The sequence below is a fragment of the Frigoribacterium sp. CFBP 8754 genome, from assembly GCF_014841815.1.
In the GTDB taxonomy this organism is placed as follows: Bacteria; Actinomycetota; Actinomycetes; order Actinomycetales; family Microbacteriaceae; genus Frigoribacterium; species Frigoribacterium endophyticum.
On sequence record NZ_JACYUO010000005.1, the window covers coordinates 79,696 to 96,650 of the forward strand.

20 protein-coding genes are annotated in these 16,955 nt (G+C 74.2%); 4 read left to right on the top strand and 16 right to left on the bottom strand.

All coding sequences use genetic code 11. The annotated features are described in order from the left end of the window. Positions 1-17: 17 nt before the first annotated feature. The 9 genes from IFT72_RS13290 to IFT72_RS13330 form a co-directional block, all read right to left on the bottom strand. Complete coding sequence (locus tag IFT72_RS13290; protein WP_167261376.1) at positions 18-737, bottom strand: flagellar biosynthetic protein FliR; 720 nt, start codon at positions 735-737, stop codon at positions 18-20. Between the two features lie 41 nt (positions 738-778). Then, positions 779-1,054, bottom strand: a complete 276-nt coding sequence (fliQ, locus tag IFT72_RS13295) for a flagellar biosynthesis protein FliQ (RefSeq protein ID WP_056057474.1) — start codon at positions 1,052-1,054, stop codon at positions 779-781. Then, positions 1,054-1,941, bottom strand: a complete 888-nt coding sequence (gene fliP / locus IFT72_RS13300) for a flagellar type III secretion system pore protein FliP (RefSeq protein ID WP_244634544.1) — start codon at positions 1,939-1,941, stop codon at positions 1,054-1,056. Before fliP ends, fliQ begins: the two co-directional genes overlap by 1 nt. A gap of 182 nt (positions 1,942-2,123) precedes the next feature. Continuing rightward, entirely contained in the window at positions 2,124-2,810 is a 687-nt protein-coding gene (locus IFT72_RS15710; protein WP_197981518.1) for a flagellar biosynthetic protein FliO, read from the bottom strand. Between the two features lie 3 nt (positions 2,811-2,813). Continuing rightward, positions 2,814-3,545 (bottom strand): flagellar motor switch protein FliN, encoded by a 732-nt coding sequence (gene fliN / locus IFT72_RS13310; RefSeq protein WP_056057482.1) that lies wholly within the window; start codon positions 3,543-3,545, stop codon positions 2,814-2,816. Beyond that, positions 3,542-4,507, bottom strand: coding sequence for a flagellar motor switch protein FliM (locus tag IFT72_RS16725; RefSeq protein WP_371741298.1), 966 nt, complete (start codon positions 4,505-4,507; stop codon positions 3,542-3,544). Before IFT72_RS16725 ends, fliN begins: the two co-directional genes overlap by 4 nt. A 46-nt stretch (positions 4,508-4,553) precedes the next feature. Next, complete coding sequence (locus IFT72_RS13320) at positions 4,554-5,594, bottom strand: flagellar motor protein MotB (RefSeq protein WP_082514613.1); 1,041 nt, start codon at positions 5,592-5,594, stop codon at positions 4,554-4,556. Then, complete coding sequence (locus tag IFT72_RS13325) at positions 5,591-6,418, bottom strand: motility protein A (protein WP_056057484.1); 828 nt, start codon at positions 6,416-6,418, stop codon at positions 5,591-5,593. The genes IFT72_RS13320 and IFT72_RS13325 overlap by 4 nt, the downstream gene beginning before the upstream one ends. Before the next feature lies 1 nt (position 6,419). After that, complete coding sequence (locus IFT72_RS13330) at positions 6,420-6,785, bottom strand: flagellar FlbD family protein (protein WP_192046723.1); 366 nt, start codon at positions 6,783-6,785, stop codon at positions 6,420-6,422. Positions 6,786-7,100: 315 nt separating this feature from the next. On the opposite strand from IFT72_RS13330, the gene IFT72_RS13335 reads away from it, so the two are divergent. The 4 genes from IFT72_RS13335 (at position 7,101) to IFT72_RS13350 (ending at position 9,259) form a co-directional block, all read left to right on the top strand. Then, on the top strand, positions 7,101-7,709 hold the full coding sequence (locus tag IFT72_RS13335) for a hypothetical protein (RefSeq protein WP_185230416.1): 609 nt from the start codon (positions 7,101-7,103) through the stop codon (positions 7,707-7,709). Positions 7,710-7,734: 25 nt separating this feature from the next. After that, a complete protein-coding gene (locus IFT72_RS13340) occupies positions 7,735-7,983 on the top strand; it encodes a toxin HicA (RefSeq protein ID WP_167260434.1) in 249 nt (82 codons plus the stop codon). Then, entirely contained in the window at positions 7,980-8,327 is a 348-nt protein-coding gene (locus tag IFT72_RS13345) for a type II toxin-antitoxin system HicB family antitoxin (RefSeq protein ID WP_056057490.1), read from the top strand. The genes IFT72_RS13340 and IFT72_RS13345 overlap by 4 nt, the downstream gene beginning before the upstream one ends. A gap of 302 nt (positions 8,328-8,629) precedes the next feature. Next, positions 8,630-9,259 (top strand): YitT family protein, encoded by a 630-nt coding sequence (locus tag IFT72_RS13350; protein ID WP_244634546.1) that lies wholly within the window; start codon positions 8,630-8,632, stop codon positions 9,257-9,259. 21 nt (positions 9,260-9,280) lie between these two features. Here IFT72_RS13350 and IFT72_RS13355 read toward each other — a convergent pair whose 3' ends face one another. The 7 genes from IFT72_RS13355 to IFT72_RS13385 all read right to left on the bottom strand — a co-directional run bounded on the left by IFT72_RS13355 (position 9,281) and on the right by IFT72_RS13385 (position 16,887). Continuing rightward, positions 9,281-10,534, bottom strand: a complete 1,254-nt coding sequence (locus IFT72_RS13355) for a mannosyltransferase family protein (RefSeq protein ID WP_192046724.1) — start codon at positions 10,532-10,534, stop codon at positions 9,281-9,283. A gap of 243 nt (positions 10,535-10,777) precedes the next feature. Further along, positions 10,778-11,950 (bottom strand): flagellar hook protein FlgE, encoded by a 1,173-nt coding sequence (locus tag IFT72_RS13360; protein ID WP_056057496.1) that lies wholly within the window; start codon positions 11,948-11,950, stop codon positions 10,778-10,780. An 85-nt stretch (positions 11,951-12,035) separates the two neighbouring features. Continuing rightward, positions 12,036-12,497, bottom strand: coding sequence for a flagellar hook assembly protein FlgD (locus IFT72_RS13365; RefSeq protein ID WP_167260438.1), 462 nt, complete (start codon positions 12,495-12,497; stop codon positions 12,036-12,038). 58 nt (positions 12,498-12,555) lie between these two features. Continuing rightward, entirely contained in the window at positions 12,556-14,349 is a 1,794-nt protein-coding gene (locus IFT72_RS13370; protein WP_192046725.1) for a flagellar hook-length control protein FliK, read from the bottom strand. Further along, on the bottom strand, positions 14,346-15,095 hold the full coding sequence (locus IFT72_RS16730; protein WP_371741299.1) for a C40 family peptidase: 750 nt from the start codon (positions 15,093-15,095) through the stop codon (positions 14,346-14,348). Before IFT72_RS16730 ends, IFT72_RS13370 begins: the two co-directional genes overlap by 4 nt. Continuing rightward, positions 15,092-15,598, bottom strand: coding sequence for a flagellar export protein FliJ (locus IFT72_RS13380; RefSeq protein ID WP_192046726.1), 507 nt, complete (start codon positions 15,596-15,598; stop codon positions 15,092-15,094). Before IFT72_RS13380 ends, IFT72_RS16730 begins: the two co-directional genes overlap by 4 nt. Next, the gene (locus IFT72_RS13385; protein WP_192046775.1) at positions 15,598-16,887 is read right to left on the bottom strand and encodes a FliI/YscN family ATPase; all 1,290 of its coding nucleotides are present in this window, start codon (positions 16,885-16,887) and stop codon (positions 15,598-15,600) included. Before IFT72_RS13385 ends, IFT72_RS13380 begins: the two co-directional genes overlap by 1 nt. Positions 16,888-16,955 lie beyond the last annotated feature (68 nt).

A 16,955-nucleotide genomic window follows, 5' to 3' on the forward strand; every position in this document is an offset into this window, starting at 1 on the left:
GGAGTCGTCGGCCACGGCTACCCCACCCCCAGGAGCATCTTCGAGGCGTCGCCGGTCAGCGAGCGCACGACACCGGGCAGGGCGAGGAAGACGCCGCCCGCGAGCATCACGGTCATGAGGATCTTGAGCGGGAAGCCCATCGCGTAGGCGTTGAGCGCGGGGGCGACGCGGCTGAGCAGCCCGAGCCCGACGTCGGCGAGGAAGAGCACGACGGCGAGGGGCCCGGCGATCTGCAGGGTCGCGAGGAACATCTGCGAGACGCCGTGCGCCATCATCTCGACCGGGCGGGAGAGGTCCATGCCGAGCCCGAGCGGGAACGCGTCGAACGAGCGGGTCAGCCCGCCGATCAGCAGCTGGTAGCCGCCGCTCGCGAACATCAGCGCCAGCGCCGTCATCTGGAAGAGGCGGGTGAACTGCGCACCGTTCACCATCGACTGCGGGTCGAAGGCCTGCGCGAGCGTGAAGCCGCCGAAGAGGTCGATCAGGCTGCCCGCGGCCTGGACGGCCGAGAACGCGAGGAACACCAGGAACCCCAGCACGCCGCCGACGACGACCTCGAGCACGAGCGCCACGACGAACTGCCCGGTGGCGAGCGACTCGTACCCGGGCGTCACGCGCGGCGCGACGGCGAGGCCGAGGCCCACGCCGAGCATCGCCTTCACGCGGCCGGGGAAGGCCTTGTAGGAGAACGGCGGCGCGATGACGATGAACGCGGTCATGCGCACGGCGGCCAGCATCGTGGCCTCCAGCCAGCTGAGGTCGAGGGTCACGGTCGGGCCTAGCCGCCGCTGAGGAGCTGCGGGATGCGGTCGAAGACGGCCGTCGTGAACGAGACCATCTCGGAGATCATCCAGTGCCCGCAGACGATGAGGGCGACTCCCACCGCCACGGCCTTCGGCACGAACGAGAGGGTGACCTCCTGGATCTGGGTGATCGACTGCAGGAGCGAGATCGCGAAGCCGACGACGAGGGAGGTGATCAGCACGGGGGCGGCGAGCTTGCCCGTGATGATCAGCGCCTGCATCGACAGGTCGAGGACGGCGTTGGAGTCCATCAGCTGCCCACCTGGTAGCTCTCGATCAGGCTCGTGATGATGAGGCCCCAGCCGTCGACGAGCACGAACAGCAGGATCTTGAAGGGGAGCGAGATCATCACCGGCGGGAGCATCATCATGCCCATCGACATCAGCGCGGCGCTGACGACGAGGTCGATGACGAGGAAGGGGATGAAGATGACGAAGCCGATGATGAAGGCGGCGCGCAGCTCGCTGATCATGAACGACGGGATGAGCGTGAGCATCGGCACGTCGGTCTGGTCGGCGGGGTTCGGCTGGTCGGCCGAGCGGGTCATCAGCGCGAGGTCCTCCTCGCGGGTGTGCGCCAGCATGAACTCGCGGAGCGGCGCCGAGCCGGCGTCGATCGCGCCCTGCAGGTCGAGCTGGCCCGAGAGGTAGGGCTGCACGGCGTCGTCGTTGATGTGCCCCAGGATCGGCGCCATGATGAACAGGCTCAGGAAGAGCGCGAGGCCCGCGAGCACCTGGTTCGGCGGGATCGACGGCAGCGCGAGCGCGTTGCGGGTCATCGCCAGCACCACGAAGATCTTCGTGAACGACGTCATCATCAGCAGCAGCGCCGGGGCCACGCTCAGCAGCGTGATGCCGATCAGCGTGACGACCGCCTGGCTGGGCGTGCCGTCGGGGCCGGTGATGTCGATGTCGAGGCCGCCCGTGCCGGTGCCGTCGGTGACGGTCTGGTCGGTGTCGGTGTAGTCGGTGGGGGTCGTGCCGGCGGTGCCGTCGGTGCTGCCGACGGCGGGCGCGGTCGGGTCGACCGGCGCCACCGGCGAGACGGGGGCGGGCGCCGGGGCGGCGCTGGCGCTCTGGCCGATCAGCATCAGGAGGGCCGAGGCCACGACCATCGCCAGCAGGCCGACGACGACCATGCGGGCGAGGCGGGTGTCGGCGAAGCGCACGGGGGCGGCGTCGATCGAGACGAAGCTGCTGCGGCGGGTGGGCCCGCCGGCGAGGGCACGGCCGCGCAGGCCGTCGTGCAGCGTCGGGGCGAGCCGCGCGACGAGCGCGGAGCCGAAGGAGGCGCGGGTCGGGCGGACGAGGGAGGCGCGGGTCATCCGGCGCGTCCGGCCCGCAGGGCCGCGGCCGCCTGGCGCCACGTGCCGGGGGCGAGGATCGAGCCCTCGAGCGGGGTCGAGGCACGGCCGCGGCGGCGCTCTCGCGGGTCGCGCGGGGCGCGGGCGGCGGTGGCCGACGCGGAGGCGACGGTCGCGGCGCGGCGGGCGGCGCCGCGGGGGCGGAGGAGCTCGGTAGCCGGGGCGACGGCGACGGGGGTCTGCGCGGCGGCGGCGGCGGCCGACGCGGCCGGGACGGCGGCCACGGGCAGCGGGGGCTGGGTGGCGAGGACGGCCTCGAACGACATCGGCGCGGGCGCGGGCACCACGGCGGGGGCCGGGGCGGTGAGGGGGGCGATCGGGGTGACCCGCGCCTCCTGCGGGGCCGTCACGGGCGCGACCGGGGCCGGCACCAGCGCCAGCGGCGCGGGGCCGGGCACCTCGGCGGCCGAGAGGACCGTGACCGACGACTCGGTGACGCCGAGCACGAGGCGCTCGCCCTCGACGTCGACGACGACGACGCTGGCCTTGGCGCCGAGGCCCTGGCGGGCGACGACGGTGACCGGGGCGGCCGACTTGCCGGACCCCCGGACGCCCTTGACGAGGCGCTTCTGCAGCACCCACAGCAGGGCGAGCACGACGCCCAGCGAGAGGGCGACGCGCAGCGCGACGAAGAGCGTGTCCACCGGTCAGACCAGGCCGTCGGCGACGTCGAGGATCTTGGTGATGCGGACGGCGTAGTCCTGGTCGACGACGACGACCTCGCCGTGCGCGATCAGGCGGCCGTTGAGCAGCACGTCGGCGGGGGCGCCGGCCGAGCGGTCGAGCTCGATGACGGCGCCGGGCTCGAGGCCGAGCACGTCGCGCACCGACATGCGGGTGCGGCCGATCTCGACCGTGAGGGCCATCTCGACGTTGTTGATGCGGCCGAGGTTGCCGGCGACGGAGTCGAACAGGGGCGACGAGGAGGCGCGGGCCGGGCTCGACCCGACGGTGCCGCCTTCCCGGATGCGGATGGCGAACCAGCCGGCGGGCTGCCCCGCGGCGGTCAGGTCGAAGACCACCGTGTCGGGGTCGGCGAGCAGCGCGTCGGCGGGCTCGCGCCGGCTCTCGCCGAGCACGCCCACGCCGAGCACGCCGGTCGCGGCCTCGAGGGCGGGGCGGAGCACGTCGCCGACGGAGACGAGGGGCGAGTCGGTGCCCGCGGCGGCGGTCAGCTGCTCCATGTCGACGAGCACGAGCGCGGTGTCGGCCGAGACGGCGCCGACGAACGAGGTCATGACGACGCTCGACGCGGCCGTGCGGCGGCCCTGGGCGACGACGGCCTCGAGCGGCACGGCACGGAGCGGCGACGGCGTCGGCAGCACGGAGACGAGCGCCTCCGCCGCGGCGGTGTGCAGGGTGATGGTCGTGCCGGTCATGAGGTTCCTTCTTCGGTGCCGGTCAGGGAGGTGGAGACGACGATGCCCGCGAGGCGGGAGCCGTTGGCCCCGACGGCGGCACGGCCGACGGACTGGCCGTCGACGGTGATCTCGAGCGGACGCGAGCGCGGGTGCGGCAGGGGCAGCAGGTCGCCGACGGCGAGGCCCAGCACGACGCCGGGGCGGACGGAGGCGGGGGCCAGCTGGAGCGCGACGCCCACCGGCACGGCGGCCAGCTGGGCGCCGAGCAGGCGACGGGCGTCGGCGGCGCCGACGGTCGGGTTCGACTCGCCGAGCTGTGGCAGCAGCACCTCGGCCGGGATGGCCACGGTGCCGAGGGCGGTGCGCTCGCCGACGCGGATCTCGAACGTCGCGACGATCATCAGGTCGGACTTCTGCGCGGCCTGGGCGAACTGCGAGTTGTACTGGAAGCCGCCGACCGAGACCGCGTCGACGAGCAGCGAGCCGAACGAGTAGCGGAGGTCGTCGAGCGCGTCCTCCATCAGGCGGCGCACGAGGGCCTGCTCGACGGGCGAGAAGGTGCGGTCGGGCATCGCGTGCGGCTTGGAGGCGCCGAGCATGTGGCTGACCCAGCCGAGCGCGGCCGAGGTCGGGAACTGCACGACCGCCTTGGGGCCGACGCCCTCGAGCGGGCAGAGCACCATCGCGGTCGTCGCCGGCAGCGACGAGGCGTACTCGTCGTACGTCAGCATCTGCACGTGCTCGCAGGTGACCTGCGAGAGCACGCGGACCTTGGCGGTCAGCTGCGTGCCCCACTGGCGCGCGAAGGTGTCGAAGGCGAGCTCGAGCACCCGCGAGTGCTCGCGGGCGAGCGTCGTCGGGCGACGGAAGTCGTAGACCTCGACCTGGCGCGCCGACCGGGCGACCGGCCCGGCGGCGGGCACGGGGGCGGCGGGCGCCGACGCGGGCGCGCTCGTCACGGCGGGGTCGAGGAGGGTCACGGACGGACCTATCGGCCCGTGCCGTCACCGCGTTAGAGGTGCGTCGTCAGTGACCCCCGGACTGGGCCCCCTCGTCGTGCGACTCCTCCTTCTTCTCGCTCTTCTCGGACTTCTTCTCGTCCTTCTTCTCCGTCGGGGCCGCGGCGGCCTCCGCGGGGGCCGCGGGCGCGACCGGCTCGGGGTTCCTGCCCGCGGTCACCGCGCCTCCCGCTGCCTCGGCCGCCTGCTCGAGCTTCGGCAGCAGGGCGCTGACGTCGTCGCTCTGGTTGGAGAGCACGACGATGTCGACCCGGCGGTTCGCCGCGAGGTCGGCGTCGGTGCTGCCCTGCACGAGCGGGCGCGACGAGCCGAAGCCGACGGCCTGGGCGTGCTCGACCGGCAGGCCGCCGCGCTCGACGAGGTCGCGGAGCACCTGCGTCGCCCGGGCCGACGAGAGCTCCCAGTTCGTGGCGAACGGCGCCGTCGAGCTGCGCTGGTCGGCGTGCCCCTCGACCGAGACGTCGTGCGAGCTGTCGCGGAGCACGGGCGCGATCGCGTCCATCACCCGGGTCGCCTCGCCGCTGAGGTCGGCGCTGTTCGTGCCGAAGAACGTCTCGGAGCCGACGAGCCGCACGGTCAGGCCGCGGGCGTCGGTCGCGAACTGCACGTCGGCGCTGAGGCCGGAGCCCTCGAGGTTGCCGGCGATGGCCTCCTTGATGGCGGTCAGGTCGTCGAGCTCGGACTGCGCCAGGGCCTGCGCCGCGGCCGCCTGCTCGGCGGTCTGGGCCTCGCCCGACGCTGCCGCCTTGCTCATGTCGGTCTCGTCGCCCTCGGAGTAGCCCTCGCCCTCCTCCGTCACGTCGCTCGCCGGCACCACGGTGCCCGAGGCGCTGTCGACCTTGCCGACGTCGGTCTGGCCGAAGCCCGTCGCGAGCGAGTTGCGGAGCGCGATGTACTTGTCCTGGTCGACGCTCGACATCGCGAACAGCACGATGAACATGCACATCAGCACGGTGACCATGTCCATGTACGAGGCGAGCCAGCGCTCGTCGGGGTGCTCCTCCTCGGCGTGGGCCTTCTTCTTCCGCCCGCCGCGGCTGCCGCTCACGCCGCGAGCCCCTGGTCGTCGGCGCCGGCCTTCGCCTTCGCCCCCTTGGCGCCGCCCTTGCCCTTGGCGTCGGTCAGGGCGTGGGTCGGCACCATGGCCTTGAGGCGCTCGCCGAGGAGGCGCGGCTGGCTGCCCGCCTGGACGGCCAGGACGCCCTCGATCAGCAGCGTCATGCGCGCCTCGTCGAGGTCGGCGAGCTTCTTCAGGCGGCCGGCGAACGGCAGCCAGAGGAAGTTCGCGCTGAGGAGGCCCCAGAGGGTCGCGACGAAGGCGGCCGCGATCAGCGGGCCGAGCTCGTCGGGCGACGCCAGGTTCTCGAGCACGTGGGTGAGGCTGACGACGGTGCCGATGATGCCGACGGTCGGGGCGTAGCCGCCGAGGCTGTTGAAGAACTTGCTCGCGGTGCGGTCGGCAGCGAGGCGGGACTCCATCTCGTCCTCGAGCAGGATGCGGAGCTCCTCGCCGTCGGTGCCGTCGGCGATGTTCTGCAGCGCGCCCTTCATGAACTGGTCGGTCGACTTCTCGGCCTCGGCCTCGAGCGAGAGCAGGCCCTCGCTGCGCGCCTTCTCGGCGAGCGCCACGATCTCGTCGATGACCGACTGCGGCGGGATCACCTTGCCGGTGAACGCGTGCGGGATCTTCTTGAAGCTCAGCAGCGCGTCCTTGATCGTCGTGCCGGCGATGCCGACCGCGATGGTGGCGCCGAAGACGAGGAGCATCGGGGCCGGCAGCAGCAGGCCCTCGACGTGGACGCCCTCGAGCTTGATCATGCCGAAGAGGGCACCGAAGGCGAGCAGGATGCCGATTATCGTCGCGGGGTCCACGTCAACGCTCCAGGGTGGTGGTCGCGGGGGCGGCGGTGGGGGCCGTCGCGGTCGCGGCCGTCGGGAAGGGCGAGACGAGGCCGGAGCCGCTCGAGCCACGGACGATGCCGAGCTGCGGGCCGGTCGACGTGCGCGAGCCGAGGGGCTGCGTCGCGGGGGCGGCGGCGTGCGGCTCGTCGTAGGCGATGGCGACGATGCGGGCGCGGTAGCGGGCGATCATCTCGATCACCTCGGCCATGGGCTCGGTGACGATGTACTTCGCCCCGTCGACCATGATCAGCGTCGTGTCGGGCGTCTCGTGGATCCGCTCGATCAGGTCTGGGTTGACAGCGAATCTGCTGTCGTTGAGTCGCGTGACGACGATCATCGGCCCGTCCTAGGTCTGTGTTCTCCCGCCACCGTCCGTGGGGCGAGCGAGCGCTCGTCCTGAGCTGCTCAGGGGGGACTATCGGCCGGGGGCGGGCCGCCGTTAGGCGGCGGCCGCCGCGGTGTCCGCACTTCGGCGGACGCGCCGCGAGCGGCGCCGACGGCGCGTCGCCGCGCCGAGGTGCCCCGTCCTGGGCCCTCCGAGGCGTCGCGGGCCCAGGACGGGGCACCTCGATGCCCGCGGTCGCGGCGGAGACCGACCGATCGGTATGATGTGTGGCACATATCACTCGTGATCCCTCGGAAGAAGGCAGCCGTGAGCCACTCGCACCCCTCCCCCACGCCCCTCACTCCCGGAGCGACGCCCGACGTCGTCGTGCACCGGCCGACCTGGGCGGCGTTCTGGGTCTCGGCGAAGACGCGTGCCCTCATCTTCGGGGCCGCGATGCTGTTCGTGGCGGTGCGCTCGGGCCCGTCGGGCCTCGTCGCCGTGGTGGTCGCCCTCGCTGTGGCCGGGGTCGGCTTCGCGGTGTTCCTGCGGACCGCCACGGTCACGGTCACGCCGACGTCGGTGAGCTACCGCCGTCTCGGCCGCACGAGCACGGTGGCGCTCGACGGGCGGCAGCGCGGCCTGCTCTGCGTGATGACCCAGGGCGTCCAGGGCATCCCGTGGCTGGGGGTCGTCGGCCCGGGCGGCGAACGCGTCGGCCTCAGCGGCGCCTACTTCGACGGCGCGGTGCTCGGCGACGTCGCCGCCCGCTCCGGCGTCACGGTCGTGCCGGCCGAGCAGCGCCTCACCGGGAAGGAGGCGCACGGGATGGCCCCGGGGTCGGTGCCCGCCCTGCTGCACCGCCCCGCCCTCGTGGCGCTGATCGCGACTCCTGTGGTCCTCGGGGTGATCGCCGTCATCGCGATCCTTGCCTAGTGGTGCCACAGATGGGACCATCGAGATGAAGGCTTCGTTGCGGAGGATCGTCGAGAGCATGCGGCGCAACCCCGTCGACGTCAGGTTCACTGACCTCGAGAAGGTCTGCGACGGCGTCTTCGGTCCCCCTCGACGCAGGGGCGGCAGCCACGCGATCTACCGGACACCCTGGCGAGGAGACCCTCGGGTCAACATCCAGGACGATGCCGGCAGAGCGAAGGCCTACCAGGTCAAGCAGGTACTCGCAGCGATCGACGAGATGGAGTCACGATGAGCATCGTTCTCGACACCCCCGAGGTGCGGCACTACAGCTACGCGGTGGCCTGGTCTGCGGAGGACCAGGAGTACGCCGCCACGGTGGCGGAGTTCCCGTCGCTCTCGTGGCTCGACGCCGACCAGGACGCAGCCCTGACCGGGCTCCGCGGCCTCGTGGCCGACGTCGTCGACGATCTCGTCGCCTCCGGCGAAGACGTCCCGACACCGTTCGGAGAGCGACGCTTCAGCGGCGAGTTCCGTCTGAGGACGACGCCGGACGTGCACCGCGGCTTGACCATCGCCGCAGCTCGTCAGGGCGTCAGCCTCAACCGTTACGTCAACTCCCTGCTCACGCGCGACTGAGGGCGCTCACGCAGAACGACGCACGCCCTCAGCCGAGCGACCACCCGGGCGGGGGCGAGGAGGCGCGGGCGGGCTGGCAGGATGTCCCGGTGACCGACACCCCCGCGAACGACGGCACGCGCGACGCCACCCCTGTCGCCCGTCCCTCCTCCCCCACCGCCGAGACCGCCGCCGCCGAGAACGCTGCCGACGGCGCGACCACGCCCACCGGTGCGACGCCGACCTGGTCGACGCCCGAGTCGACCGGGCCGGACGCCGCGCTGTCGCCCGACACGGCGACCCCGCTCGTCGACGACCCGGCCCTGACCGAGAACTCCGTGACGGTCGACGCCAACAAGCACACGCTCGCCGAGAACGTGATGGGGGTGGTGACGGGCGTCTTCATCGCCTCCTTCGGGCTGTTCCTGCTGAAGGAGAGCGGCTCGGTCTCGGGCGGCACCGCAGGCCTCGCCCTGCTGGTCAGCTACGCGACCGGCCTGTCGTTCGGCCTGCTCTTCCTGCTCGTCAACGTGCCGTTCTTCGCCCTCGCGCTCTGGAAGAAGGGCGTGGGCTTCACGCTGCGCACCGTGATGACCGTCGCGATGGTCTCGGCCTTCTCGTACCTGCACCCGGTCGCCCTCGACATCGACATCTACGAGCTGAACCCCGTCTACGGCACCCTCGGCGGCAACCTGCTCGTGGGCGTCGGTCTGCTCATCCTCTTCCGGCACGGGGCGAGCCTCGGCGGCATCAACATCCTCGCGCTGATCCTCCAGGAGAAGGTCGGCTGGCGCGCGGGCTACGTGCAGATGGTGATCGACGTCGCCATCGTGCTGTTCTCGCTGACCGTCGTCTCCCCCTGGGTCGTGCTCGTCTCGGCCGCGGGCGCCGTCGTGCTCAACCTCGTGCTCGCGCTGAACCACAAGCAGGGGCGGTACCTCGGGCGGACGTGAGCCGCGGGGCACCCTCGCGCCCTAGGGCGCCCAGAGCGTCCAGAGGAGCACGACCGCGACGGCCTGGAGCACGACGCTGGCGACGATCGTGACGACCACGCGCCTCCTCGTGGCCGACAGCTGCGCGTCGGCGAAGAGCGGCGACAGCGGCAGCAGCATGCGGAAGCTGCTCTGCTGCGGCAGGAACACCGCCACCAGGTAGGCGACGTAGCCGATCGTGTACGTCTGCAGCTCGAGCCCCAGGCGACCCGAGCGCCGCACGAGCCCGACGGCCAGGACGGCGATCAGCGCCGCCGCCGCGACCACCCCGAGCCACCCGCCCATCGCCGCCCCGAACCGGAACCACGGCGTGAACGGCACGAAGCCGTCCGACCCGATGTAGTCGCGCCACCACGACGACTCCGTGGCGAAGTAGCCGTCGCGCTCGCCCGTGACGAGCGCGACGACGGCCGGCCAGGCGAAGCCGGCCGCCGTGACGACGAGGCCCGCCGCCCAGATGCGCACGTGCTCGGCGACCGGCTCCCGCTCGCGGCGCACGAGCCGCACGAGCCAGGTCAGGCCGAGCGCCGCCGACAGCGCGAGGGCCCCCGGGTGCGCGAACGACGCCAGCACCCCGAAGACTGCGAACCAGAGCCACCGCCGGGCCGTCATCGCGAGCAGCGCCGCGAACATCAGCAGCAGGAACAGGCTCTCGGCGTAGGGCACCTGCAGCACGAACGACATCGGCGAGACCGTGAAGAAGACGGCGCCCCAGAAGGAGGCGCGGGCCCCGAAGCGCCGCAGCATCAGCCGGTGGAGCACCAGCGTCGCGCCCGCCCCGGCGAGCGTCGCGACGACGAGAGCTCCGACCAGCCAGCTGCCGCCGACCACCGGCGCGACGAGCTTCACCACCGCGGGGAACAGCGGCATGAACGCCCAGGCGTTCTTGACGACCTGGCCGTCGTCGTTCCGCGGCAGCTCCGTCGGGTAGCCGCGCTCGGAGATCTCGGCGTAGAACCGGGCGTCCCACGACGAGAGGTAGCCGGCGAAGCCGGGGCCGCCGTCGTGCTGCGCCCAGCTCGAGGTCGCAGTCAGGCCGTACGTCACGGCGAGCAGCACGGTGCTGAGCAGGCGCGCGAGGGCGTAGACGGCGAGGAGGCGGAGGGCCGTCGCGAGGGCGCTGGCGGTCGGCGAGGAGCGGGTCTCCGGGGCGGCGTCGAGGCTGAGGCCTGGGCCTGGGCCTGGGCCGTGACGGGGGGCGGGCGGCGTGCGGTGCGCCTCCGTCCCGGTGCTCATCTCCCTTGTCTACGCACCGGGCCCTGGGAGGCCCGCTCCCGCGTACCCCGCTCGTCGGGGCGTCGAGTGGTCGCGATCTGCTGCTCGTCGGCCTCCCGGACGGCAGATCGTGACCACTCGACGCGTGCAGGCCTCCGCACGGCGAAGAACCCCGTTCCGTTCACCGAACCCCCGGAGAACGGGGTGCAGTGAACGGAACGGGGTTCGTCCGGGCCGAGCAGGCGCGGCGCGGCGCGCGTCGAGCTAGCGCTTGAGGTTCGTGAGCTCCTGCAGCACCTCGTCGGAGGTGGTGATGATGCGGGCGTTCGCCTGGAAACCGCGCTGCGCGACGATCAGGTTGGTGAACTCCTGCGAGAGGTCGACGTTGCTCATCTCGAGCGTGCCGCTCGAGAGCGAGCCGACGCCGGGCGAGCCGGGGATGCCGAGCGCGGCGCCGCCCGAGTTGGCCGTGGCGCGGTAGCCCGACGCCCCCGCCTTCTCGAGGCCGCCGGGGTTGGTGAAGGTGGCGAGCGCGATGCGGCCGAGGGCGAGTGACTCGCCGTTGCTGAACTGGCCGACCAGCGTGCCGTCCTTCGAGAGGGTGAAGCCCTGCAGCGTGCCCGCCTCGCGGCCGTTCTGGTCGGTGACCGCGACGGTGTTGAGCTGCGCGAAGCCGGTGATCTTCGACAGGTCGACGGTGATGCCGTCGACGACCATCGAGCCGGCGCCGACCTGCGCGCCGTCCTGGAAGGCGAGGGTCGTGTTGCCGCCCGCGCCCGAGCCGTCGGTGCCGACGACGTTCCAGCCGCCCGCCGTGCGCGTGAACGACAGCGTCAGGGTCTTCTCCGTGCCGAAGGCGTCGTACACCTTCGTGTCCCGCGTCAGCGTCGAGCCGACGGCGGTCTCGGAGGGGAGGTTGCCGGCCACGTTCGCGGCGGTGGTCGCCGTGGCGGGGGCCGCGCCGTTGAGGGGCAGCGTGATGTCGCCGATGGCGCCGCCGTCGTTGACGACGCCGTCCGCGGCCGAGTAGCCCTGCACGATCTTGCCGTCGGCCGACACGAGGCGGCCGTCGGCGTCGAAGTCGAAGGCGCCGGCGCGCGTGTAGAGGGTGTCGTTGCCGAGGCGGGTGACGAAGAAGCCGTCGCCCGAGATCATCAGGTCGGTCGCCTTGCCGGTGGCCTGGGCCGAGCCCTGCGCGAAGTTGGTCGAGATGCCCGCGACCTGCACGCCGAGGCCGACCTGGGCGGGGTTGGTGCCGCCGATGCCGGTCTGCGGCCCGCCGGCGCCCTGGGTCATCTGCGACAGGGTGTCCTGGAACTGCGTGGTCGAGGCCTTGAAGCCCGCGGTGTTGACGTTGGCGATGTTGTTGCCGGTCACGTCGAGCATCGTCTGGTGCGAACGGAGGCCCGAGATGCCGGAGTAGAGGGAGCGGAGCATGGCAGCTGCCTTTCAGGGAGCATGAGGGAGGCGCGTCCTGCGCGGGGAGACCGGTCGCGTCCTGCAGCCGGTGTGGTGCGGGGAGCTACGGGGCGGTGGGAGCGGTCGGGGAGGTCGGCGCGGTGATGCCCGAGATGAGGTCGAGGGCGACCTCCTTGCCGGCGACGGTGACCTTGGGCACCGAGTCGGCGAAGGAGACGCTGGTCGCGGTGCCGGTGACGCTCTTGCCGTCGGCTCCGGTGTAGCTGACCTGCTGGCCGACGAGGTTCGAGGCCGCGATGCGCATCTGCAGCGAGAAGCCCTCGTTCGCGGTGGTGGTCTGGTTCGTGACCTGCTCCATCATCGCGAGCTGGGTGGTCTGCGAGATCATCGCGTTCGTGTCCATCGGCGACGACGGGTCCTGGTTCTTCAGCTGCGTGACGAGCAGCTTCATGAAGATCTCGCTGTCCATGGTCTGCTTCGGGGCGCGGCCGGCGCTGGCGGCGGCCATCGCGGCGGCCTGCGTGGCCGGGTCGACGGTTCCGGAGATCTGGTCGATCGAGGGCATGTGACGGGACTTCCTGGTCGGGGTCGTGAGGTCGAGGGGAGGCGGCGGGCGCGGTCGGTCAGGCGAGCACGTCGAGCGAGGTGACGGGCCCCGAGGAGGCGCGGTGCACGCCGTCCGCACGGGCGGCGGCTCCGAGGCCGGTGCCGGAGCGCCGCAGCCGCTCGTCGTCGGGCGCCCGCCCGGCGGCGCCGTCGCCCCGGCCGTCGCGATCGCCGGCGCCCGCGGCCGCGCCCCGGTCGTCGGAGGGGGCGTTCTGGCCGGAGAGGTCGATGCTCGCCTGCACCCCCGACCCGCCGAGGTCACGGCGCAGGTCGGGCAGGATCGCCCGGACCGCCTCGCGCCCGGCGTCGGACGCCGCGAACATCTCGACGTGCATGCCGTGCGCGCCCACGTGGGCACGGACGGTCACGGGCCCGAGGGCCTCCGGGCTGACGCTGACGGTCACGACGTGGGTGCCGGGGCCGGCGGCGGCCAGCGAGAAGAGCGGCCGGTGCAGCTGCGGGGTGAGGGAGGGCGCCGGGGCCGACGGGGCCGCGGCCGGGGCGGGCGTGGCCGCCGCGGTCGCGCTCGGGCCGGAGGCGGGGGCCACGACCGGCACGGCGAGGAGGGCGGCGGGGCCGGGGTCGGCGGGGGTCGGGGCGGCCGCCGCCGCGCCGGGCGCGGAGCCCGTGGCGGCCGTGCTGCCCGTGGCGGAGCTCGACGCGGCAGGGCCGGCCGGGGCCGCCGCGAGGGTCCCGAGGTCGGGCGTCGTCGACGTCACGACGACGGGCGCGGAGGCGGTCGTCGCTCCGACGGGACCGCCCGCGGCCGTGGGGTCGCCGGCGGGCACGGCGGGGGCCGGCGCCGGGGCCACGGGCGAGGCGGCACTGCCCGTGGACGGGGCGGCGGGCGATGGCGCGACGGGACCCGGCAGGGCCGGGGTCGACGTGGTCGGTGCGGAGGTGGCGGGAGAGGCGACGGAGGCGGCGGCCGGGGAGGCGACGCCGCTCACGTCGCCGAGGGCACCCGCGGCGCTACCGTGCGCACGGGAGGTGCCGGGGACGACTGGGCCGGTGCCCGTCGACGTCGGGGGCAGGCTCGCCGTCGCCGAGGCGAGGACCGCCGCGGCGCCGGACGACGTGCCGGGCAGCACCCCGGCCACCGGCGAACCGACGACTGCGGCGGGGTCGACGGCGGCGGTCACGCGATCCGTGGTCGTGGTCGTGGTCGGAAGGGCCTCGGTCGTCGGCGCCTCGACCATCGTCGGAGCGGTGCCGAGCCACGGCGCGGTCGCGGCGAGGACGGCCGTCGGGAGCGGACCCGACGCAGCCGGGACGACGGCGGCGGACGTCGCATCGGATGTGGCGGAGACGGCGGTGCCGGACGCGGGATCGACGACGGCCGCGGCCGCGTCGTCCGCCGCGGGAGCGGTCTCGCTCCGCGCTGCTCCACTCCGGAGTGGATCAGCGACCCCGGCGGGCGTCGCGCCCGTGCCGGGGGCGTCGCCGACGCGCGTCGGGGCAGAGGCACGGTCGTCCGCGCCGGCGGGGCGAGCGGGGTGCGGCTGGACCCGCGACTCCCCCACGGCCTCGCGGGTCAGCCGGGCGGCGGCCGCCCGGGTGGCGACGACGTCACGGGCGGCGCCGGCGTCACGCGACGACCCGGCGTCGCGCGCCGAGCCAGCGTCGCGCGCCGAGCCAGCGTCGCGCGCCGAGCCAGCGTCGCGCGCCGAGCTCATCGCCGCGCCGAAGGCCCCGAGCGCCGCCGCGCCCGAGGAGGGGACGGCGCCCGAGCCGAGCCCGGCGGCGCGACCCGACGCGGGCAGCGCCGACGGCGCCGGCGGCGTGGACGACAGCGTGCGCAGCCCGCTCACGAGGTCGCTCCCGACCGCATCAGCTGCTGCAGCTGCGCGGTCATCAGGTCGATGTTCTGCACGGAGCCGGCGGCGGCCGCCGCGGCGCCGACCGACGACACCGGCGCGGTGCCGGCCGTCGCGGGCACGACGCGGCGGATCGTCGCGAGGTCCGAGTCCTTGTACCAGTTGTTCACGATCTGCACGTCCTTGCCGGGGCGCGGGGCGTGCAGCACCTTGCCGTCGCCGAGGTAGATCACGATGTGCCCCTCGCCCTTCGGCACGAGCAGGTCGCCCGGCTTCGCCTCGGCGAGCGACGGCACCTCGGCGCCCATGTCGGCCTGGTCGGGCACGACGCGCGGCATGGCGACCCCGAGGTCGGCGAACACGCGCTGCACGAGCCCGGAGCAGTCCATGCCGCTCGCGTCCTCGCCGCCGAAGACGTAGGGCACCCCCAGGTACTTCTTCGCGGTCTCGACGACGTCGGGGCCGGTCGCCCCGCTGCCCGAGGCCACGGCGCCCTTCACGGCGTCGACGGAGGCGGTGGTCGAGAGCGAGCCCGCGCCGGCGGCCGAGGAGGCGGCCGGTGTCGCCCCGGTGCCGGCGAGCGCGTCGGCGAAGGCGCCGGCGGACGCGGCGGACGTGCCGGTGCCGGTGCCGGCCGCGGCGGCGCCGCCGAGCAGCGCGGCCGCCCCGCCGGTGCGGAGCTGGGCGATCTGGCTCTGGATGTCCTGGATGCGTGACAGGACCTCGGTCACGGGGCTCACGAGCGTCCTCCGGGAGGGGTCGAGGGGGAAGGCGGGAAGGGCGAGGGAGTCGCGGTGCCGGCGGCCGGTGCCGGCGCCGCGGTCGGGGCGGGCGGGGCCCACGACTGCGTCGCGATCTCGTCGAGGGCGACCTGCTCGTCGTGCAGGTCCTCGGCGGCGGAGAGCACCGCGTGCTTCTCCTCCAGCTTCTCGAGCCCGATGGCGGCGCGGCGGGCCTCGCCGAACGCGGCCTGGGCCTCGGCGGCCTCGGCCTGGCGGCGCTGCGTGACGGCGTCGAGCTCGGCGAGCATGCCCCGGGTCGAGGCGCGCGACGCGGCGACCGCGCTGAGCATGGCCGCGTCGGTGATGGCCACGGGGCCGTCGTCGAGCGTCCGCCGCGCCGCGAGCCGCGCGTCGGCGGCCGTCCGCAGGCGGCCGTTCGCGTCGGCGAGGCGGCCGGCCGCGATGTCCTGCTGCGCGTGGCGGAGCCGGAGCAGGCCCGCGAGGGAGAAGGAGCGGGCCATCAGGCACCTCCGAGTCGAGCGGTGAGCTGGGCCAGGCGGCCCCACGACTCGGCCGAGGGGGCCTGGTCGTCCATGGCCTGCTGGAGGAAGGCGTCGATGGAGCCCTGGTGGTCGACGGCCGCGTCGACGAGCGGGTTCGTGCCGCGCTGGTACGCGCCCACGTCGAGCAGGTCCTGCGCGGCGCGTCGGGCGGCCATCACCTTGCGGAGGCTCGTCGCCGCGGCGCGCTGGGCCGGGGTGGTGACCTTCGAGGCGACGCGCGAGACCGAGCCGAGGGCGTCGACGGACGGGAAGTGGCCGGTCACGGCGAGCTTCCGGTCGAGCACGACGTGGCCGTCGAGGATGCTGCGCGCGGCGTCGGCGATCGGCTCGTTGTGGTCGTCGCCGTCGACGAGCACCGTGTAGAGGCCCGTCACCGAGCCGACGCGGTCGGTGCCGGCGCGCTCGAGCAGCTCGGCGAGCACCGAGAAGGTCGACGGCGGGTAGCCGCGGGTGGCCGGGGGCTCGCCCACCGAGAGGCCGATCTCGCGCTGCGCCATGGCCACGCGGGTCAGCGAGTCCATCATCAGCACGACGTCGGCGCCCTCGTCGCGGAACGACTCCGCGATGCGGGTCGCGACGAACGCGGCGCGCAGGCGCATCAGGGCCGGCTCGTCGCTGGTCGAGACGACGACGATCGAGCGCGCGAGGCCCTCGGGCCCGAGGTCGTCCTCGAGGAACTCCCGCACCTCCCTGCCGCGCTCGCCGACGAGGGCGACGACGCTGACCTGGGCGTCCGTGCCGCGGGCGATCATCGAGAGCAGCGACGACTTGCCGACGCCCGAGCCCGCGAAGAGCCCGACGCGCTGGCCGCGGCCGACGGTGGTGAGGGTGTCGAGCACGCGCACGCCGAGCTGCAGGGGCGTGTCGATGCGGGCCCGGTGCATGGCGGAGGGGGTCTCGTGGTGCAGGCCGACGAGGTCGACCGGACGGCCGTCGGGGCGGCGCAGCGGGCCCTTGCCGTCGATCGGGCGGCCGAGGCCGTCGAGCACGCGGCCGAAGAGGCCGGCGCCGGTCGGCACGAGCAGCGGGCGGCCCGTGGAGCGGGCGGGCGTGCCCGCGGTGACGCCGGTCAGTCGACCGAGCGGCATGCAGCGGAGGCCCTCGGGGGTGGTCGCGACGACCTCCGCGAGGGTGGCGCCCGGAGCGCCGGGGCCGGCGGAGTCGCCGACGGTGACGACGTCGCCCACGGCGGCGTCGAGCCCCCGGACGGTGAGGCCGAGGCCCACGGCGCTGACGACGCGCCCCATGCGCTGCGGGCGGGCGGCGACGCGGGCGGCCGCGACGCGCGCGCCGAGGTGGGCGGCGAACGGGTCGC